This window comes from Abyssibacter profundi (assembly GCF_003151135.1).
Taxonomy (GTDB): domain Bacteria; phylum Pseudomonadota; class Gammaproteobacteria; order Nevskiales; family OUC007; genus Abyssibacter; species Abyssibacter profundi.
Window position 1 is genome coordinate 221,614 of sequence record NZ_QEQK01000001.1, and the last position, 21,156, is coordinate 242,769.

Below are 21,156 nucleotides of genomic sequence, written 5' to 3' on the forward strand. Positions count from 1 at the left end.
AGAGAGAAAACTAAGGAGTCGGTTAAGCGGCGCGCTCAGCGCTGGCCGCTGGCGCCTGTTCGCCGGGACGCGGAATCAGCGTCTCGATGAGCAGGCGCAGGTATTCGTTGAAAAACGGCCCGGCCGGCAAAGCGGACGGGTTGTCCCGGCGTAACTGCAACGTGCCGAGAAAGGTGCTGTAAGCGAAGGTTGCCCATTTGCGCGCATCGCGCTCGATCAGCCCGAGCGCCTGGTAACACTCGGTCAGAAAATCGAGTCGGCGCTGCGACACCTTGTGCACAAAATCGGCCACCCGCGGATCACGGCTTGCGGCTGCGAGGGCCAGATACAAATGCCCTTCGCGCTCGCTGCCGTTGGCCGCCTTGAACACGGTCTGGATGCGCTTGCGCGCCTGTTTCACGCCGCGCGCCCGCTTGATGATCTGTTCGGTCTCACGCTGGGCCCAGCGTTCGACCGCGGCACGGACAAGCGCATCGCGATTCGCGAAATGCCAGTAGAAGCTGCCTTTTGTCACACCCAGCTTGCGCGCCAGGGGCTCGACCGCCACGGAATCCAGCCCGCCATCAGCCATCGCATCCAGGGCAGCATCTGCCCAGTCGTCGGCGCTTAATGTCGGTTTTTGCTGGCCCATACACAGCCGCCCATACGGAAGAGTACGGAAAAACTAACACATACGTCAGCGTACGGAAATGGTGTTCACGTCCCCGATTCGCTGTCACTGCGGTCAGGCATGCGACCGCATTGCCCCAACAGGCGCTGCCAGGCCCGGGCATGCGCACGCGAGGCTTCAAGCAGCTGGTGATGGACGCTGTGGACCGCGTCTACATAGGCGACCAGGGCCCCTGTCGGTTCTGTTGTTGTCGCCGCCAGCGCCTGATCCAGTGCATGCTCGAGCGCTGCCAGCGCGCGCTGCACGACACCGAGATCCGGCTGAATCTGCTGCACATAGAACTTGTAGAACACCGTCTCGGCCACACGGGCCTTGGGCGTCGGCCGTGGCTGCAGGCACAGCGCGCGCGCGTCCAGCCGCTGATGGATCGTCGCCGCTATCGCGGCCAACTGGGCTTCAAACAAGCGAGCGGTCCGTATCAGGCCCGCCGCCTGGCGAGATTCACGTAGCCGACGCAGCGCGGCCACCAGCTCGGCTGGCGTCAGAACCTCGCCCTCACCGCCATGCCGCACCAACGCGGCCAAATCAGACAGGGCCTGCGTACCGGTCAATCCTTGCCGCAGCTCGTCCATGCTGGCCGGCCGGGCAGCGACACCCAGAAACGATTCCACCTCTTCAGACGCGAACAGCAGGTCATAGCCGGCCACCTGCAAGCTTCGGGCTTTGACCTGCCGGATCCGCTTTAGCAAGGCCTGATCGGCGGCGGTCTCGGGGGCGCAGTCCTGCAACGCCGCAGCGACCCGGGTCTCGTACGCCAGTCGGATGGAAGGCTGCATCACCTGCCCCAGAATGCTGTTGCGCTCGCCCAGCTCACGCCCCAGACACCCGCGAAACCGCAGCGCCTCGCCAGGCGACAGGCGCAATTCGGGCGCCGCGACCCGCCGTAGGCGGCGACGTGGGTACGCCGGTACGGACCGGATCTGTACAGGGTGGGAATCCACCTCCAGCACATGGCTCACCCGCCCGTGAAAATCCTCCAGCCGGTGTTCCAACCCGGCGTCCTGGCAGCCGGCGGTACATGCAGCTGCCACCAGCAACCAGACTGGGCCACGCCCTCGCCAGACCCGCTGCTGGGTTATGCTCGCGGCATGCGAGTCACCCTGCTGCTGAGCCTGCTGAGTTGCTGCGCCGTTGCTCATGCGGAGATTTATCGCTGGACCGATGCCAATGGTCAGCTCCGCTACTCGGACCGACCACCGGTGAATCAGCCATATACCGTCGAGCCCGTCACGACGCGGCCGGCCGAACCCGCAGCCAGCCAGGCCCCGGATACGCCCGCATCCAACCCGGAGCAGCCGCCGGCACCTGAACCGGAGGCCACGGACCCGACGACACCGCGTGTGGACCCGGCGGTCCTGGCGCAACGCTGCGCCGAGGCGCGCGAGCGCATCGGGTTTTATGAGCGGACACCCGCGGTTCGGATTCTCTTCGAAAACGACAACGGCCAGACCGTGCGCATGACACCCGCGCAGCGATCCAGCCGTCTGAAGCAATACCGGGAGATCGCCTCCCAGTCCTGTCGCTAGCCCGACCCGATCAGGCCGCGCTGCGACAGCAGCTTGTCGATGATCAGGAAGCGTCCTGACCCTCGATTTCGAGTAATTCCACCTCGAAGACCAACGTCTCGTTGGGGCCGATTCGTGACCCGGCACCGCGCTGACCGTAGGCCAGTTCCGGCGGGATGACGAAACGGTACTTGCTGCCCACTGCCATCAACTGAACACCCTCGGTCCAGCCGGGAATCACGCCGTTGAGCGGGAAGGTGGCCGGATTGCCGCGATCGTAAGAGCTGTCGAACACGGTGCCGTCAATCAGCGTGCCCTTGTAATGCACGGTGACCTTGTCTTCGGCGCTAGGCTTGGGGCCATCGCCTTCTTCCAGCACCTCATACTGCAATCCGCTGTCGGTGACATTCACGCCATCTTTTTCCGCATTTTCCGATCGATAAGCCTCACCCTTGGCAGTGGCCTCTGCAGCCGCCGCTTCGGTTTCGGCCTGCTGCGCCTGCTGCAGACTCTGACTCACGGAGGTCTTCACCGCCGTCATTTCCTCATCGCTCATCGCCAGCTCGCCGCCACCGTGGGCCGCTGCGAAACCCGCCGAAAACGCCTCCGGGTCCACCTTGTCGGCGACCTGTTCCAGCGAACGCGCCACATCGACTCCGACCGCATAGGAGAACTGCGCGGCCTCACCGGACGGCGTGTAGGTCGACGGATCCGGCGGATCACCGCTGGGATCGGTCGGCTGCGGCTGACAAGCCGCCAGGGCGATCGCGGAGGCCGCAATCAGATACTTCGTGTAAGGCATAAAAACTCCATGTGTGCCGTCACAGCGACTCAGTCGCTGATGGTAAAGGACCGTCGGCGACGGCCCGTCAGGTGTTGAACAGTTTGTGCGATTTCGGGGCCCAGTAATCCCAGTGCCTGGCGTGCCAGCGGTTCAATGGCCGCGTCCACGGTCAGCCACCTCATGTCACCCTCTCCGGACTTTTCATGCAACACGTCCATCTGAATCAGCGTGTTGACATGGCCACGGAACAGCGCCGGATCGAAAAACTCGGGTGCATTGCGCCCTGTCAGCACCGCCATACGTTCGGCCATGAGCACGCACTCCGACTCGAACGACGCCCGCTCCAGGGTCATCAACTCGCGTCCTTCGGCCAGAAGCACCAGCGTCATCGCATAGCGTTCCAAGGTCTCACGCATGATGCGCATCAAGCCCCCCAGATGACCATAGCCATCCTGGGAAGGGTCCGGCCGTCTCAGGCTGTCGCCTTCCGCAATCAGCATGCCGGCTTCGACCATGGCATCGACCTGCCGTTCAATCGCCGGGTCAAGATTGTCGCCGTGGTCCCACAAAAACCACTCATCGCGCAGAATCGGGTACAGGGCACGGGCACCCGACAAGATTTCCTCGCGCGTGCGCAAAGCCCGAGCCGAAAAGAAATTCGCGATCAGCGAAGGCATGGCAAACAGGTGCTGAATACTGTTGCGGTAGTAGGTCAGCAGCACCGCGTCCTTGTCCTGCGCCAGGACCAGCTCGCCCCAGGGGTGCGCCACCCGCTGCAAACCGGCGATGGGCTCGGCACGGGCCAGCAGCGCCGCGCCATCGGCTTCCGGAATTTGCAGGGCAGGACCGTAGGGCGCCCGTTGGAGCAAATCTACAAACGCCGCCAGGCGCTCGGCCAGTTCATCCGCTGGCATCGCCCGCTCCTGGGTCGCCAGCAGGCTCACCGCCGTCAGTGCCACCGGACTGACCACGGCCGCACCGTTGATACGCCGCATGATCTCGTGCCCGAGATCGGAGACAAAGCCTGACCACCACGCTGGCCGCTGCTCGGCGGCCCAATCCGTCGACTGCCAGTCAGGGTGCTGGGCGTTAATAAAGTCCAGCACATCCACCGGCTCGCCAAAGGAAATGTACGGTCGCCCATACTTGCGCTTGAGGCTACGCCCCGCCTTGATCAGCCGGGCGGCCGATTCACGCTTGGCTTTTTGTCCCCGCAGTTCACTGAAGTAGCTATTGACTTCCATGATGCGGTCATAGCCCAAGAACACCGGTACCAGCTTCAGCGGCTTGTCGGGATTGCGCAGCGCGCTTTCCACCGTCATCGACAGCATGCCCATCATCGGCCGGCGTAAGCGGCCTGTCCGGCTACGTCCCCCTTCGGGGTAAAAACTAATGGGCGTACCGCGGGTCACAAGCGCGTCGACATACGCACGGAACACCGCACCATAAAGCCGGTTACCCCTGAACTTGCGACGCAGGTAGAACGCCCCGCAGCGGCGCAGCAGGCCGCCGACCGGCCAAAAGTTCATGTTGATGCCCGCGGCGATATGTGGCGGCGCCAGACCCTGTTTGTAGAGCAGGTAGCTCACGAGCAGATAGTCGAAATGACTGCGATGCGAGGGCAGATACACCACCCCGCCATCGTGGGCGGCCTCGCGTGCTTGCTCGACGTTAAAGACACTGAGCCCGTCGAAGGTCCGCTTCCAGAGCCAATCCAACACCACTTCCATGAAGCGAATGGCCGCCATGGTGTAGTCGGCGGCAATTTCTTCTCCGTAGCGCTGCACCTTGGCCTGGACGTCTTCGCGGCTTAGCCCCTCGTCCGCCATCGCAGCATCCATCGCGGCCCGCACCGACGGATGATTCTTGAGACTGCGCACCACGGCCTGACGGTTGGACCGGCTCGGACCCAGTACCGCGCTGCGATTGCGGCTGAAGTGCAGGCGCAGGATGCGCGAGAGCTTGACCAGCCCCGAATCGCGATCCGGCTGATCGGCCATGAACTCGCTAAAGGACACGGGCTTGCTGAAACTGACGAGCGTGTTCCGACCGTTGGCCAGCACGATGAAAAACTTGCGCAGCCAGCCCGCCCGGTCGCTATCGGTGAACAAGATCTTCAGCAGCGAGGTCTCTCGGCCCGGGTCACGCCCCCAGTACACGGAAACGGGTACCAGCTGCACGTCGTAATCCGACGAGCTGAGCGCGGCATCAACCAGCGACTGGAGTTCACTGGGTTGCGCGTCCGCGGCTCGCCCTAGCGCGGGCAGGAACAGCACCGCCGCGCGTTCCGATGTGGGCAGGCGTTGGCGCGTCAGGTAAGGCAGCGGCAGACCCCGCTTGCTCACCACCGACTCGACCACGACACGATCGGCCCAGCTACGCACGGGCAACACATAACAAAGCGGCCGATCGGCCGCCTCACCCAGAATGGATTCTGGTGGGTCGGGTACGATGCGCGCGCGCACCCACCACAGCAGCGGCTTGCGCCACAGCCAAGCCACTGCAAGCATCAACCAGCGAAACGGGTTCATTGTCACTTCCGTGATTCCAGCGCGAATTCTAACTGATGCCTCAACCGACTCCCGAGCAACGTGACGCCATCCGCCAGGAACTGGACCGCTATGTCTGGCTGCTGGACGACTGCATCCGCGTTCCCGGCACCCGCATTCGCCTGGGTCTGGACAGTCTGGTGGGGCTGATTCCCGGCGTGGGTGATGCGGCCACCGGCGCAGCCGCGCTGGCGCTGGTCTGGCGCGCGCACCGGCTTGGCGCTCCGCCGGCGCTGCTCGGGCAGATGCTGAAAAATGTCGGTATCGATGTGGCCGTGGGCGCCATACCGGTCGTCGGAGACCTGTTCGATGTCACCTGGCGGGCCAACCGACGCAATCTCGATCTGCTGCGAGCCCATTTCCATGTCGAGCCGCCCACTGAAAAGGGGCGCCCACAACGCACTCGCGTGTTACTCATCAGCACGCTGGGACTGCTCGCCGCCATCGGGGCTTTCATCTGGCTGGTGAACTAGGGAAGCACTGATTGATTCGCGGCGCGAACCAATCAGTGCTTCCCTAGGTCTGTCCGGATTCCTGGCGTTTTTACGTAACCCTATTCAAAGCCAAGCCAATCAACGCATAGCGCCGACACGCGCTGCGCCGGGGATTGATTGAACTTTCTTGCCTGCGCTCGGCATACTGCCGGCGGGGACGTTTAATTTTTTTTGATTCCAGCCCATTTTCACGCCAGATACCGGTTGGCTGGGGCTCGGGGAGTTTTTGTGATGAAGAACCTGATTCGCGCCGCGCTCGGCATTGTTTTCGTTTGCGCGGCCTCGCCCGCTCTCGCGGTCTCCGTCGAGGTGGACACCGGGGGAATGGGCAGCGATTGCAGCCCCGGCCATGCGGCGGGCACCTGCTCGCTGCGCGAGGCGATCGCCTTCATCAATACCCAGGGCACGAGCAGCGTCCACACCATCACCTTTGCCAGTGGGGTGACGACGGTGACCATTCAGGCGCCGGACCTGCCCGATATCGTCGTGCCGGCGGCGATCACCGGCCCGGTGACCATCAACTGCGAGGCCGCCAGCCTCGGCGGCGAGGTCCCAGCGGCGTTTGCGTTCACCACAGCACAAAGCGACGGTTACCGCGTCGACAACCTCAATCTTGTTGGCTGCGAAACCAGCGACCCGCGGGGCGGGGCGGCGATCTACTTCAATCCGACCGACGGCGCATCCACGCTAACCGTGGATGGTGTGACGATCCAGGACACCGAGGCCAGCGCAGGCCCCGGCGGCGCCATCAAGATCGCCGCCAGCCACACGGCCGATATCAGCAACACCGTGATTGAGGACGCCAGCGCCGAGACCTATGGCGGTGCCATCGATAACCAGGGCTTTCTGACGCTGACCAACTCCCGGCTGGAGAACAACAGCCTGATCACCAGTACTTTCTCGGCGTCCAACGGCGCAGGTGCAGGCCTGTCCAGCCGCCTAGCCACCACCGGAGGCACAGCGCTTGATGGCGTGGTGATCACCGGCAACAGCGCCGGTGGAGACAACGGCGGCGGCATCTATGCCGAAATGCAGTTTTCGGCACTGAGCTTTACGATCAACAACACGCTGATCAGCGACAACCAGGCTGCCAACGGCGGCGGCATCTCCATCGGCCTGAATGGCCCGATCGAACTCACCAATTCCACGCTGTCCGGCAACACCGCAGACGGTGGCGGCAGCCCGGGCACCGAGGGATCGGGCGGCGCCATTTACCTGGACGCCGTGAATTCCAACGGCGCGGTCTTCCGTGCCAGCAATTGCACCTTGTCGGGCAATAACGCTGATTTCGGCGCGGCCATCGCCGCTGATCCCAGCGTGCAGAAAGCCTCCGCCATGACCAACTGCACCATCGCCTTCAACGGGGATGGCGCCGGTAATGGCATCGAAATGCCGGGCACGCAGTTGGAGAAGGTCTTCCCGGGCAATACCAACAATCCCTTCGCCAAGAACCTGCTGGTCGGCAACGCGCCGCAGAACTGCACCGGGCTGTTCGATCATCTGAATGACACCAACAATTCAGGATCCAACCTGGCCAGCGACATGAGTTGCGGCTTCACCCAGGGCACTGATTCTGAAGTTGCTGGCGCTGGTGCGGTCATGATCGATGCCAACCTAACCGACAATGGCGGTGCGACACCCACGCATCGCCTGCTCGTCGGCAGTCCGGCAATCGACCTGGGCAACGCCATCGGCACCACCGGCGACCAACGCGGTGCACCGGCGGCCGATGGCACCAACGACATGACCGATGCGGTCGTGCGCGACTCGGGCGCCTACGAGTTTGCCGGATTCTCGGCCGTGGAATTCGCCGACCCCAGCCTGTCCGTCGACGAGGACGACACCCCGCTGCAGTTCGTGCTGCGCCGATATGGCGACGTCAGCCAGGCCCTGGGCGGCGTGTCGATCAGCACGGAGGAAGGGACGGCTGACGCCACCGACTACGACGCGACGCCCATGCCGGCGACGATCGACTTTGCCGCGGGTGTGACCACCTCCGCGCAGATCGACGTGGGCATCGTCGACGACACCACCGACGAGGAAGACGAAGATTTCTCCCTGCTGCTCGGCGGTGTGACCGTCTGGGATCTGGGTGCGCAGCAGCCGGCCAACGTCACGATTCGTGAAGTCGAAGTCGGCACGGTCGAATTCGAGTTCGACGATTCCAGCAATCCGCTGGTGGTCTCCGAAGACGCCGGCACGCTCACCGTTACGCTGACCCGCACGGGCGGCACCGACAAGCAGGTGCAGGTGGTCGTCAACTCTACCGATGGCACGGCAAGCAGCGTGGGTGACGAAGACTATGTCGCGATCAGCGACCTGACGGTCACCTTCCCCGATGGCAGTGCGTCGCAGACCTTCAACGTCAGCATCATCGACGACAACGCCTACGACCCCAACAACATCGATTTCACGCTGACGCTGAGCGAGCCAGCCGATCAACCCGCCAATTTCGAACTCGGCTCGAACTCCGTACTCAATGTCGAAATCGATTCCGAAGATGCCGCGATGGCAGGCGAGTTCAGCCTGACCGAGGCGGGTGTCAACGTCACCGAGGGCACCAACACCACAGCCGAATTCACCGTCCAGCGTCTGGTGGGTTCGGACTGCACGGTGACCGTGAACTATTCAACGAACTCCGGAACGGCGGACGAAGGCTCCGACTTCACCGGAACCAGCGGTAGCCTGATCTTCAACGACGGCGTCACCACCGATCAGACCATCAGCATTCCGATTGCCGACGATGCGGTCCGCGAAGGCGATGAACGCTTCACGCTGACGCTGGACAGTGCCGATGTCTCCAACTGTGAATCCGGCGCCAGCGCGACCCTGGCCACGCCGTCCACCGGCACGGTTGTCATCCGCTCCGACGAGTTGGTGCAGTTCGGTTTCGAACAAACCAGCTGGGCCGCCAACGAGGCCGACGGACAAATCGAAATCAGTGTGCGTCCCCTCCAGGCCGTAACCGGTGACGACGTGGTCATCAGCTACACGACCCTAGATGGCACGGCCACCGCGCCAGAAGACTACGCCGCCACCACGGGCACCCTCACCTGGTCGGATGGCGAAGGCACCGATGCCGTCAAGCAATTCACCGTGCCCCTTGTGGCCGACGACGACGCTGAGGGCAACGAGGGCCTCACGGTGGAACTCACCTCCATGAGCGCCTACGCCGAGATCAGTGGCACCAATCCGACGCCGGTCACCATTGAAGACCGACTGGGCATCCGCTTCACCGACACCACCTTCGTATCCGACCGTGAAAACGGGGGCACCATCGTGGCCACTGTTGAACGCGTGGGTGCGGCCACCCAAGCCGCGCAGGTCGATATCAGCACCGCGCAGCTGGACCCGGTGTCGGCTGAATCCGATGTCGATTACCAGGCCAAGACCGAAGTCGTGACCTGGGCCGCCGGTGACGACACACCCAAGACGGTGACCTTCTCGGTGATTGGCGATTCCGAGCTGGAAGGTGACGAACAGTTCCAACTGGTCCTGGATAACGAGATCAACGCCATTCTGGTCGAGCCATCCACTGCCACGGCGGTTATCACCGATGACGACAGCGCCGTCGCACTGGATGCCGCAACCTACGCGGTCATCGAGAACGAAGGTGTGGTCACGGTTTCGCTGACCCGCACCGGCGCCTTTGGTGAGATTTCGGTGGACTATGCGACTACCGACGGCAGCGCAGTCGCCGGCACGGACTACACCGCCACCAACGGCACGGTGACCTGGCTGGATGGCGAATCCGGCGCCAAGACCGTCACGGTGGCCGTACTGAATGACGATGCGCCCGAATCCGCCAAGGACTTCAGCCTCACGCTCAGCAACCCACAGCCGGCAGGCACGGTCACGCTGGTCGACCCGACCACAACCACCATCACCATTGCCGATGATGACTCCATCATCGAAATGGACGCGCCGACGCTCTCGGTTGACGAGGATGGCGGCACGGTCACCGTCAGCGCCACGCGCAGCGGCGCTGCACTGGGTCCGGCTTCCGTGACGATCGCCACCAGCGATGGGACGGCCACCTCCGGCATCGACTATGACCAGACGATGGCCGGGCTGTCTTGGGTGGACGGTGAAACCGGCAGCAAGTCGGTCAGCATCGCGATCCTGGACAACGACGACGTTGACGGCGATCTGGCCTTCAGTGTGTCCCTGAGCGCCCCGACACCGTCGGACCGCACGCACCTCGGAACGCAGACGCAAACCGACATCACCATCGTCGATAACGATTCCATCATCGAACTCGTCGCGGCCACGGCCACGGCACTGGAGTCCGACGGCTCGTTGGTGATCTCGGCGACCCGTACCGGCAGCTTCGGCGCCGCCACGGTGAACTACGCCACCGCAGACGGTTCGGCGCAGGCGGGGACGCATTACACCGCCGCCTCCGGCACCTTCGAGTGGGCCAATGGCGAAGACGGCACCAAGTCGGTCACCATCAGCCTGACGGATGACGCCGAGGTCAACGCGGATCGTGACTTCAGCCTGAGCATCGACACGCCCAGCCCATCGGCGGATGTCCAGCTGGGCAGCACGACGACCACCGCCGTCACGCTCACCAACGACGATTCCACCGTCACGCTGACCACCGCGGCGGTCGCCGCGCCGGAAGGCGACGGCCAGATCGTGTTCTTGGCCGAGCGCACAGGTGACTTTGGAGCGGCCACTATCGACTTTGCTACGGCCGACGGCTCGGCCACGGCACCGGATGACTACACCGCCAACAGCGGCAGCGTCAGCTGGAACGATGGCGAGGCAGGGCAGAAGATGATCACGGTGACCATTGCCGACAACGATGTCGTCGATGCCGACCGCGACTTCAGCCTGACGCTCAGCAACCCCGACCCGAATACCCGGGTCCGCCTGGGCGCCATCGAGACAGCCACGGCCACCATCCAGGATGACGACACCGTCATCACCCTGGATGCGGCGACCGCCTCGGCCATCGAAAGTGACGGCACGGTCACGCTGACTGCCACACGCTCCGGTACCCGCGGCACGGCCACGGTCACCGTCCGCACTGCCGATGGCTCAGCCGCCGACGGCGTGCACTACACCGGCGTCGATTCCAGCCTCAGCTGGGCCGATGGCGAGGATGGCAGCAAGAGCATCACCGTCGAGATCGCCGATGACCTCGTCGTCAACGCTGATCGCGACTTCACCCTGAGCATCAGCAACCCGATGCCGTCGGGGCTAGTCCAGCTCGGTGCAGTCACCCAGTCAGCCATCACCGTGGTCAACAACGATTCGTCGATTGCCATGGAGGTGGCGAGCACGAGTGCCGTCGAAACTGATGGCACCGTGACGTTGCGTGCGATCCGCACCGGCGGCTTCGGAGCCGCCAGCGTCGACTTCGCTACGGTGGACGGCTCGGCGCAGGCCGGCACGCACTACACCGCAGCCTCGGGCACGCTCAACTGGGCCGACGGGCAAACCGGCGCGATGGAGTTCGCGGTTACCTTGCAGGACGACAGCGACATCAATGCGGATCGTGATTTCAGCGTACAACTGAGCAACCCCACCCCGGGGACACGCGTCGTGTTGGCGGCTCAGGCCAGCACCACCGTCACCGTGCGCAATGATGATGCTGCGTTCTCCATGATTGCACCGACCGTCAGCGTTGAAGAAGGTGACGCCACGGTCAGCATCGCGGTCCAGCGAGTGGGATCTGATGTCGGCGAGTTCTCGGTGCTGGTGAGCACGACAGATGGCACAGCCACCGCGCCGGCGAACTACACCGCATTCAGCGAACGTGTGGTCTGGAATGATGGAGACGCCGAAAGCAAGACCGTCAACATCACCTTGCAGGATGACTCGGAGGTGAATGACGACCGCAACTTCTCGGTGCAGCTCAGCGCTCCGGAGCCGTCGGCCAGCACGACGATTACTGCTGACGACACCACCGTCGTGACGGTGGTCGACGACGAGACCACCGTGGCCTTTGCCACCGCAACGTATACGGTTGTTGAAGGCGGCTCGGTCGAGATCAGCGTCACCCGTGCGGGCTCCACCTCCGGTGCGGCCTCGGTCAACTACAGCACGGTGGATGGGACGGCCGTCGCGGGCAGCCATTACACGGCCGCAAGCGGCACCCTGACCTGGGCGGATGGTGACGACTCGCCGCAGATGTTCACCGTCGATGTCGCCGATGACAGCACGCTGAATGCCGACCGCCAGTTCACCATTGAACTGTCGCAGCCCGACCCGGCTGTGCGCGTGCTGCTGGAGGATCCGGCCACCGCTACGGTGACCATCGAGGACAATGAAACCCAGGTCCGCTTCGAGTCCGATCGCTATACCGCCGACGAAGGTGATGGCACGGCCACGTTGGTTGTTCAGCGCATCGGCATGGGTATGGGGACTGTCACCGTCGACTACGCGGTCAACGGCGGTACGGCTGACCGCAGTACCGACTACACCGTCGCCGACGGCACCCTCACCTGGAGCAATGGGGATACCGCCAACAAGACCATCCGGGTTTCGCTGATCGACGACGCAACCGCCGAACGAACCGAAACCCTGGTGATGTCCTTGTCGAACGTGACCTTCACCGATGAGGCCACTCCGCTTGGTGATCCGGCGAGCGCCGTCTTGTCGATTACGGACAACGATGACGCCGGCTTTGTCGTGGAATCCACGTCCGGCTCTCTGACCGTCACCGAAGGGGGCCCCGCCGCTGCAGCCACTGTCGCGCTGACCTCACGCCCGTTGGCCGATGTCACTGTGAGCTTCGAGACGCCGTCTCGGGTGACGGTTCGCACCGCCAATTCGGCCGACAACACGCGGCTGGTCTTCACGCCATCCAACTGGAACATCAGCCAGACTGTCGAGCTGCTGGCCGTGGATGATGCCGAGGTCCAGGCCACCGTGACGCAGACGGTCACCGCGCGGACGCAAAGCCTCGACACCGCCTACGACAATCTGTCGGATACGCTGGATGTCACCATCGAGGACAACGATGGCCAGACCTCCGGTGGCGGCGGCGGTTCCGGCGCCTTCGGGGGCAGTTGGCTGCTGGCATTGATCGGCCTCGGTCTGCTGCGACGCCGCAGGCTGATGCACTAGGCCACCCCGCCGCATCCAAGCCCCGCAGTGCAGACTGCGGGGCTTTTTTTGTCCAGACCGCTTCGGTCAAAGCACGGATTCCTCGCCAGGCCCGCACGGCGCTAAGATGCGGTTTTGACGACGGGACTGTTGCCGTGCCGCTAGCCCTAGACGCCTATTACCTCGCCGACGAAACCCGCGTGGTTGAGCAGTTGCTCGCCGTCAGCAACGTGTCTGCCGAGGAATCCGCTGCCATTTGTGCGCAGGCCGAACAGCTCGTCGAGGGTGTTCGACGCCGTCGCGACGAGCAGTCACCGCTGGATGCCTTCATGCAGGAGTACGACCTGTCCTCCGAAGAGGGCGTCCTCCTCATGTGCCTGGCCGAAGCGCTGCTCAGAATTCCGGATGAAGACACCGCGGAACGGCTCATCGCCGACAAGCTGGGCGATGCCAACTGGCAATCGCACCTGGGGCGTAGCGAGTCGCTGTTCGTCAATGCCTCCACCTGGGGGCTCATGCTCACCGGACGGATCGTCCGTGTGCCAACGCGGGACGCCGGCGCCTGGCGCGGCATGCTGGACAAGCTAATCGCCGGCAGCTCCGAACCGGTCATCCGCACGGCGCTGCGGCAGGCCATGCGGATGATGGGTAGCCAGTTCGTCATGGGCCGGAGCATCGAAGACGCCCTGAAACGCGCAGGCAAGCAGCCGGACGGACGGATTCGGCATTCGTTCGACATGCTGGGCGAAGCCGCCCTGACCGCTGCCGATGCCGACCGCTACTTCGATGCCTATGTCCACGCCATCCAGACCATCGGCAATCGACTGGGTGCGGCCGGTGATGTCATCACCGGGCCCGGTATTTCGGTGAAATTGTCGGCCCTGCACCCCCGGTATGAGTACAGCCAACGAGACCGCGTGCTGAGCGAGCTACCGGAGAAACTGCTCGCGCTTTGTTCCGCAGCCCGCGACGCCAATATCGGCCTGACGGTCGATGCCGAAGAGGCCGACCGTCTGGAGTTGGCGCTAAGCGTGTTCGAAACCGCCTACCGCCACCCGTCGAACCGGGGCTGGGATGGCCTGGGCCTGGCCTGTCAGGCGTATCAGAAGCGCGCCCTGCCCCAAATCGAATGGCTCACCGACCTGGCCCGCGATATGCGCCGCCGCATGCCTGTCCGACTGGTCAAGGGCGCCTACTGGGATACCGAAATCAAACGTGCCCAGGAGCAGGGTCTAAGCGGTTACCCGGTGTTCACACGCAAGTGCAGCACCGATGTGTCCTACCTGGCCTGCGCCCGCGCGCTGCTCGGGGCACGCGATGTGTTCTACCCACAGTTCGCGACCCATAACGCCCATACGGTTGCGGCCATCCATGCGTTTGCCGACGACGGTCGGGACCGCCCCCGCGACAGTTACGAATTCCAGCGCCTGCATGGCATGGGCGAAGCCCTCTACCAGGAAGTGCGCGAGCGCTATCCAAATGCCGGTTGCCGCATCTACGCCCCGGTGGGTTCACATGAAGACCTGCTGCCCTATCTGGTCCGGCGACTACTGGAAAACGGCGCCAATACCTCGTTCGTGAATCGCATCCTCGATGCCTCCATCCCCGTGGAGGACGTGGTCGATGATCCGGTGAGTGAACTGCGCAGTGTGACCCCCAAGCCGCATCCAGGCATCGCCCTGCCGACGGCCATTTATCCGGATCGCCGCAACTCCGGCGGGCTCAATCTCGCCGTGGCCACAGAGCGCAGCACCGTTGGTCAGGCAGTCGCCTCACTGGACCAGTCACCGGTCCACGTCCCGCCCAGCACCGCATCAAGCCCGGCCGTCGAGGTCGTCTGCCCGGCCAATCTGCTCCGCACCGTGGGTCGCTGGCATCCGGCAACCGCGGCAGATGTCGATCAGGCCGCAACAAAGGCCTCTCAAGCGTTTGACCGCTGGGCTGCCCGCCCGGTGGACGACCGGGCAGCCTGCCTGGAGCGAGCCGCTGACGGCATCGAGGCACAGCGCCACGCCCTCATGGCATTGCTGATCCGCGAGGCGGGCAAGACCCACGCCGATGCGCAGGCCGAGGTCCGCGAAGCCGCCGATTTCTGCCGGTACTATGCCGCCCGCGCCCGCGAACTGATGCAGGCGCCGACGCCACTGCCTGGCTATACCGGCGAGACCAACAGTCTGCGCCATGCACCCCGGGGGGTCATGGTCTGCATCAGTCCGTGGAATTTCCCGTTGGCGATCTTCGCCGGCCAGGTCGCCGCCGCTCTGGTCGCCGGAAACTGTGTGCTGGCCAAGCCGGCCGAACAGACGACACTGGTCGCCCATGCCATGTGTACGATTCTGCGCGACGCAGGCGTGCCGACGCAGGCCCTTCATCTGCTGCCAGGCACGGGGGAACACCTGGGTCCGGCACTGCTGGCCATCCCACAGCTCGCGGGCGTCCTGTTCACCGGTTCCATGGACACCGCCCGCCTGATCAATCAGCAATTGGCCCAGCGCCCGGGCCCCATCGTGCCGCTAATCGCGGAAACCGGCGGGCTGAACGCAATGATTGTGGATTCCTCCGCATTGCCCGAGCAGGTCGTCAAGGACAGTCTTCAATCCGCATTTGGCAGCGCGGGTCAGCGTTGCTCGGCCCTGCGTGTCCTGTGCCTGCAAGATGACATCGCCGAGCGAGTGCTCCCGATGCTCGCGGGGGCCATGCAGGAGCTCATCGTCGGGGATCCCGCGGAGATCGCAACCGATGTCGGACCGGTCATCGACACCGAAGCCCTGGACCGGCTACGCCAGCATCGCGAACGCATGGATCGCGAAGCCCGGCGTATTGCCGCGGTCCCCAGCGCCAACGCCGCGGGCCACTTCTTTCCACCGGTGGCCTACGAAGTGGACAGTCTTGAGCACATTGGCGGCGAAGTGTTCGGCCCGGTCCTCCATGTACTGCGCTATGACGACGAGCGGCTGGACGAGCTGGTCGATGCCATTAACCGTCTGGGATACGGCCTGACACTGGGCGTGCACAGCCGGATCGAATCGACCTGGCGCCGGGTGAGCGAACGGGCGCGGGTGGGCAACTGCTACATCAATCGAAACATGGTCGGCGCTGTGGTGGGTGTCCAACCCTTTGGTGGAGAAGGGCTTTCCGGCACCGGGCCGAAGGCGGGTGGCCCGGATTATCTGCGCCGCCTCACCACGGAACGCACGCTGACGATCAACACCGCTGCGGTCGGCGGCAACGCGCATTTGCTCACGCTGGAATAAATCACCACGGGCCAATCAGCCCTGCCGGGGAACTTGTTGTCACTTTGATGCTCCCACCCTCCAGGGAGAGGGATGTCGCATCAGGGATGAATAGGACATCAACATGCCCACGGCTTGTCGACCCGTTTCGGGTGAGCGCCCCGGCCGCCTCATCGCGTTGCTGAGTGCCGGCTTGTGCTTGCTTGCACCATGGCCCATCCGCGCCAATGCAGTGACCGACTACCCCTCGTTGGTCGAGCACGCCAGAACCCTTGCCCAGCAGGCTTATGAACCCCGTCAGGTCACGCTGCCCCCGGCTCTCCAGGGCCTGGACTACGATGCCTACCGCGACATCCGGTTCCGCCCGGATCAGTCGATCTGGCGAGGACAGGACCTGCCCATCGAGGCGCAGTTCTTTCACCTGGGCCTCTACTACGACACGCCCGTGCAGATCCACCTGCTCACCGCGGATGGCGTGCAGACCGTTGACTACACCACCAACCTCTTCGACTACGGCAGCAACCCGACGCCCACGGATGTCGACCAGCACATGGGCTTCGCCGGTTTTCGCCTGCACTACCCGCTGAATCGCCCCGACTACAAAGATGAGCTGATCATCTTCCATGGCGCCAGCTACTTCCGCTCGCTAGGCGCGGGCCAATGGCTTGGTCTGTCCGCACGTGGGCTGGCCATCGACACGGGGGAGCGCTCCGGAGAGGAATTCCCCGTCTTCACGCAGTTCTGGATCGAGTGGCCACGACGGGATGCGCGTCAGTTCCGCATTCTCGCGTTACTCGAGAGCCAGAGCGTCACCGGGGCCTACGAGTTTCTCGTTACGCCCGGCACAACGACGACCACCGAGGTGCGCGCCACGCTGTTCCGGCGAGGCGAGTTCACGAAGATCGGCCTCGCGCCGCTCACCAGCATGTTCCAGTACGGGGAAGAAGTGCCACGCCCGCCCCATGACTTCCGTCCCGAGGTCCATGATTCCGACGGCCTGCTCATTCACGCGGGAGACGAATGGTTGTGGCGTGGCCTGGTCAACCCTGCGCGTCTGACCATCAACGCATTCCAAACCGATCAGTTGCACGGGTTCGGCCTCATGCAGCGGGATCGCGACTTTTCCAGCTACCAGGACCTGGAGGCGCACTACCATCAACGCCCCAGCGCGTGGATCACACCACAGGGTGACTGGGGTGAAGGGTCCGTCGAACTGGTGCAAATCCCCACTCAGAATGAGGTCAACGACAACATCGTGGCCTATTGGCGACCCAAGGCGCCTTGGCCGGCCGATGAACCTCTGGAGTTCCGATATAGGATCGCTTGGCAACACGCCGAACTGGCCGGCCCCGATGCCGGTCGAGTCATCGCGACCCGCATCGCGCGCGCCGCTGAACTGGATGGCCTGCACCGCTATGTCATCGACTTCGCGGGTCCAGCCCTCTCTGAACTTCCTGAAGATGTGGAGCTCACACCCGACCTGGGTTTCCCCCCGCATTTCGTCGTGGCGGAGCAGATCGGCTTCCGCAATCCGGAAACCGGCGGATGGCGACTGGTCATCCGCGGCAAGCTCAAACCGGAATCCGGCCAGCCGGCCGAACTCAGGGCGAGTCTGCTGACGCCCGAGCGCCAACGCGTCACCGAAATCTGGACCTACACCGAGCCGGGCAACTAATGGCCAGTGCCGGCAACAAGCTGCGAACGGCCCACCAACAAGCACTGGCCGGGCTCACCAGCCAGAACGGCCCACCGCGATACGCCGACATGGCCGCTTATGCGGCACGCCGTCTACGCGATTGGTTTCGACCTGGGCCGGCGCAAGACCCGACCGGCTGGCCCCGTCTCAAGCTGGTGTCGATGCCAGCGCTACGCCGCACACCCATGGCGCCCAGACGGCCAGACCAACCGCCGCGCAGCGGCCGGCCGCTTAGCGAGCGGGTGATCATGACCTGGCGCCGCCTGCTACTGGTCACGATGGCTGCCGCACAAACCATCTTTGCCAGTCTCTACTTCATCAACCTGCTACCCCATCAAGGCGAACGCGGCCTGGAGTGGGTCATCGGCCTGCTGTTCGGCGCGCTGTTCTTCTGGGTATCCATCGGGTTCTGGACGGCGATAGCCGGCTCGCTGATCTGCCTCACCGGAATCGACCGATTCCGTATCAGCCGACGCGTGCCAGACACCCTGCCGGACGGCGACAGCCGTATCGCCATGGTCATGCCCATCTACAACGAGCCGGTCGAACGCGTCTTCGCCGGTCTGCGTGCCACCATGCGGTCGGTGGCCGAGTCTGCTCTGCACGACCGGGTGCAGTACTTCATTCTCAGTGACAGTACGGACCCACGCACGCAGTTGCAGGAAGAGGTCGCCTGGGCGGAACTGATCCGAGAGACCGGCCTGGCCGGCCGGGTCCACTACCGTCGCCGCCGACACCGCATCAACCGCAAGACGGGGAACATCGCGGACTTTTGCCGCCGCTGGGGTGGGCGCTATGACTACATGATGGTGCTGGACGCCGATAGCGTGCTGCAAGGCGCTTGCCTGGAGCAGCTGGTCGGCATCCTTGAAACCTCGCCGCAGGTCGGCATCGTGCAAACCGCCCCCGTGCCGGCCAATCGCCGCACGCTGTTCGCGCGCGTTCAGCAGTTTGCCTCTCGCGTTTACTCGCCTGTGTTCTCGGCGGGCCTGCACTACTGGCAGCTCAGCGAGGCCCAGTACTGGGGCCACAATGCGCTGATTCGTCTCGCGCCGTTCATCAAGTACTGCGGTCTGCCTCGTATGGGGCGTGGCCCACTAGGCGGTGCGATTCTCAGCCACGACTTTGTCGAGGCCGCCTATATGCGACGTGCCGGCTGGGAGGTGTGGATCGCCTACGACCTGCAGGGCAGCTACGAGGAACCACCCCCCAACCTCATCGAGGAGCTGATCCGCGACCGGCGCTGGTGCGAGGGCAACCTGCAACATCTACGGCTGTTCAACACCCCGGGACTCCACCCAGCCCACCGGGCGGGTTTTCTGGTGGGGGCGATGGCCTATTTATCGGCGCCGTTGTGGTTCCTGTTCTTGCTGGCGACGACCGTACAGCTATCCATCGAAACGCTCATCGAACCGGCGTACTTTCCGAACGAGCGCGTGCTGTTTCCCGATTGGCCGATCTGGCAGCCCGAGCAGGCGCTCAGCCTCTTTGCCTCGACGCTGGCCATCCTCATTGCGCCGAAGTTGCTGGCCGCAGGCCTGCTGGCGGTCCGCGGTGAAGCCCGCAGCTTTGGTGGCACGCTGGCCTTGTTCGGGTCGGTGGTGACGGAGGTGCTGGTCTCCAGCCTCTACGCGCCGCTGCGCATGGTGGCCCACACCGGCTTTGTCTGCTCGGCCCTGCTGGGATTGAAGTCGGGTTGGGGCGGGCAGTCGCGGGATGATGGCAGCCTACCCTGGAGTGGGGCGATTAGATTGTTCGCGCTGCCGAGCGCAATCGCCGCCGCGGCAGGGGGTTACCTCTGGTGGCTCAGCCCGGAGTATCTGTGGTGGGCTGTTCCGGTGCTGGGCCCCATCGTGCTCAGCATGCCCGTCGCCGCGCTATCCGGCAGCCGGCGCCTAGGCCGCTGGGCGCGATGCCTACGGCTCTACCTGACCCCTGAAGAAACGCGCGCGCCCGATGTTCTGAGCTGGACCAATGCGGAGGTCGCCCGCCAGCGCGAGCACAGTCTGGTGCATGGCCTTGAGCCGGCCGATGCCATCGCGGACCCCCGGGTTTGGGCGATCCATTGGGCGATGTCGCCAGATACCCGCTCACGGCACGCCCGCATCCGCGAGCAACTCAACCAAACCGCTCGACAGGCCCTGAAATCCGGGCCACACGCCCTGACGCCAGCACAATGGCAGACGCTCCTGCGCGACATGGCCGCGCTGCAAGCACTGACCTGGGCGGTTTGGATGCGCCCCGATACCGACCTCACGGGCGAGTGGGGACACCGAATCACGCAACGTCTGGCTGCCCGGCCCTCCACCGAGCAGGCCACTCCCGCTCAGTCGCTGCCCTGCTCCAGCGCCCGCATCGCCGAAGGGTGCCCGCTATAAACGGCCTCGATTAGAAACAAGGCGCGAGGCAAGAGGTCCAGCATGTCCTGTTCGAGTCCGCGACGCAGGTAGGTACACACCATCTCTTCCAATGCAGCGATTACCGCAAGAAAGATCTCCTGAGGCAGCTCCGGGAGTTCCGGCGCGTCCAGACGTCGATCGGCATAAAGCTTCCGGTGCAGCTCGGCAAACTGCTCGTGACCCCAGTCGCGCATGGACCAGGCCCGACTGCCGGCGGCATGAATTTCCAATAGAAAGGACTTGGCGCAAGCCGGGTTGGCGAAATTGAATGCCAGATAGACACGCAAAGACTCACGCATCCGTTCGCTCCAGCTCTCCTCCTTCGTGCGGTACCGCTTCACCTGCTTGACCAGTTCCTCATGCACCGCCTCGTACCCGGCAAGAAAGGCGGACTCCTTATCGGGGAACAGCTGATAGAAGGTGGTTTTGGACAGCTTCGCCAGCCCACAGATATCTGCGATTGTGCTCGCGGTGTAGCCCTTGCGGGCCACCGAATGCACCACGCCGTAGAAGATCCGCGCACGCTGAGAGGCCTCGACCTCTGCCGGCGACAGATTGTGGACACCCCGCGGCAACGTCCACCGGGTGGTGCCACCGTCGAGATCCGGGTGCTCGATGCGGCAACGCGCCGCCGCGATGACCTCTTGGGTGCGGTCGGTCGCGACTCGTTCTGGGTTGGCCATATCCGTACCTGGCGGAGAGCAGATCTGCCCTGCAAAACCGCATTATGTACTGCTCGGACCATCAATCAAGTCGAGAGCCCATGT

General features: G+C 64.1%; 11 protein-coding genes. 6 read left to right on the forward strand and 5 right to left on the reverse strand.

Annotated features, from left to right (window positions below; all coding sequences use genetic code 11):
- Nucleotides 1–22: 22 nt before the first annotated feature.
- On the reverse strand, nucleotides 23–631 hold the full coding sequence (locus DEH80_RS01005) for a TetR/AcrR family transcriptional regulator (protein WP_109718605.1): 609 nt from the start codon (nucleotides 629–631) through the stop codon (nucleotides 23–25).
- Nucleotides 632–696: 65 nt separating this feature from the next.
- A complete protein-coding gene (locus DEH80_RS01010) occupies nucleotides 697–1,662 on the reverse strand; it encodes a DUF3080 family protein (RefSeq protein ID WP_165831215.1) in 966 nt (321 codons plus the stop codon).
- Between DEH80_RS01010 and DEH80_RS01015 the strand changes: the two genes are divergently transcribed.
- On the forward strand, nucleotides 1,636–2,196 hold the full coding sequence (locus DEH80_RS01015) for a DUF4124 domain-containing protein (protein WP_165831216.1): 561 nt from the start codon (nucleotides 1,636–1,638) through the stop codon (nucleotides 2,194–2,196). The genes DEH80_RS01010 and DEH80_RS01015 overlap by 27 nt on opposite strands.
- A 43-nt stretch (nucleotides 2,197–2,239) precedes the next feature.
- Here the strand turns inward: DEH80_RS01015 and bamJ are convergent, their stop codons facing one another.
- Together bamJ and plsB are read right to left on the reverse strand one after the other, a co-directional pair.
- Nucleotides 2,240–2,977, reverse strand: coding sequence for a BamJ family beta-barrel-assembly machinery protein (gene bamJ / locus DEH80_RS01020; protein WP_109718607.1), 738 nt, complete (start codon nucleotides 2,975–2,977; stop codon nucleotides 2,240–2,242).
- 29 nt (nucleotides 2,978–3,006) lie between these two features.
- Nucleotides 3,007–5,490 (reverse strand): glycerol-3-phosphate 1-O-acyltransferase PlsB, encoded by a 2,484-nt coding sequence (plsB, locus tag DEH80_RS01025; protein WP_109718608.1) that lies wholly within the window; start codon nucleotides 5,488–5,490, stop codon nucleotides 3,007–3,009.
- Nucleotides 5,491–5,525: 35 nt separating this feature from the next.
- Here plsB and DEH80_RS01030 point away from each other — a divergent pair, with 35 nt between their 5' ends.
- From DEH80_RS01030 to mdoH, 5 genes are all read left to right on the forward strand, one after another.
- The gene (locus DEH80_RS01030; protein ID WP_109718609.1) at nucleotides 5,526–5,981 is read left to right on the forward strand and encodes a DUF4112 domain-containing protein; all 456 of its coding nucleotides are present in this window, start codon (nucleotides 5,526–5,528) and stop codon (nucleotides 5,979–5,981) included.
- Between the two features lie 252 nt (nucleotides 5,982–6,233).
- Nucleotides 6,234–13,082 (forward strand): Calx-beta domain-containing protein, encoded by a 6,849-nt coding sequence (locus DEH80_RS01035; protein WP_109718610.1) that lies wholly within the window; start codon nucleotides 6,234–6,236, stop codon nucleotides 13,080–13,082.
- 134 nt (nucleotides 13,083–13,216) lie between these two features.
- A complete protein-coding gene (gene putA, locus DEH80_RS01040) occupies nucleotides 13,217–16,315 on the forward strand; it encodes a bifunctional proline dehydrogenase/L-glutamate gamma-semialdehyde dehydrogenase PutA (RefSeq protein ID WP_207774370.1) in 3,099 nt (1,032 codons plus the stop codon).
- Nucleotides 16,316–16,418: 103 nt separating this feature from the next.
- Complete coding sequence (locus DEH80_RS01045) at nucleotides 16,419–17,969, forward strand: OpgD/OpgG family glucan biosynthesis protein (RefSeq protein WP_109718755.1); 1,551 nt, start codon at nucleotides 16,419–16,421, stop codon at nucleotides 17,967–17,969.
- Nucleotides 17,969–20,368, forward strand: a complete 2,400-nt coding sequence (gene mdoH, locus DEH80_RS01050; RefSeq protein ID WP_165831217.1) for a glucans biosynthesis glucosyltransferase MdoH — start codon at nucleotides 17,969–17,971, stop codon at nucleotides 20,366–20,368. The genes DEH80_RS01045 and mdoH overlap by 1 nt, the downstream gene beginning before the upstream one ends.
- Here the strand turns inward: mdoH and DEH80_RS01055 are convergent.
- Nucleotides 20,317–21,072: a TetR/AcrR family transcriptional regulator gene (locus DEH80_RS01055; protein ID WP_109718612.1), complete on the reverse strand. Its 756-nt coding sequence runs from the start codon at nucleotides 21,070–21,072 to the stop codon at nucleotides 20,317–20,319. The two genes, mdoH and DEH80_RS01055, sit on opposite strands and share 52 nt — an antisense overlap.
- Nucleotides 21,073–21,156: the final 84 nt, after the last annotated feature.

Coding starts and splice junctions, on each gene's coding strand:
- DEH80_RS01035 (WP_109718610.1), top strand. CDS start 6,234: ATGAAGAACCTGATTCGCGCCGCGCTCGGCATTGTTTTCGTTTGCGCG.
- DEH80_RS01055 (WP_109718612.1), bottom strand. CDS start 21,072: ATGGCCAACCCAGAACGAGTCGCGACCGACCGCACCCAAGAGGTCATC.
- DEH80_RS01030 (WP_109718609.1), top strand. CDS start 5,526: ATGCCTCAACCGACTCCCGAGCAACGTGACGCCATCCGCCAGGAACTG.
- mdoH (WP_165831217.1), top strand. CDS start 17,969: ATGGCCAGTGCCGGCAACAAGCTGCGAACGGCCCACCAACAAGCACTG.
- plsB (WP_109718608.1), bottom strand. CDS start 5,490: ATGAACCCGTTTCGCTGGTTGATGCTTGCAGTGGCTTGGCTGTGGCGC.
- bamJ (WP_109718607.1), bottom strand. CDS start 2,977: ATGCCTTACACGAAGTATCTGATTGCGGCCTCCGCGATCGCCCTGGCG.
- DEH80_RS01045 (WP_109718755.1), top strand. CDS start 16,419: ATGCCCACGGCTTGTCGACCCGTTTCGGGTGAGCGCCCCGGCCGCCTC.
- DEH80_RS01005 (WP_109718605.1), bottom strand. CDS start 631: ATGGGCCAGCAAAAACCGACATTAAGCGCCGACGACTGGGCAGATGCT.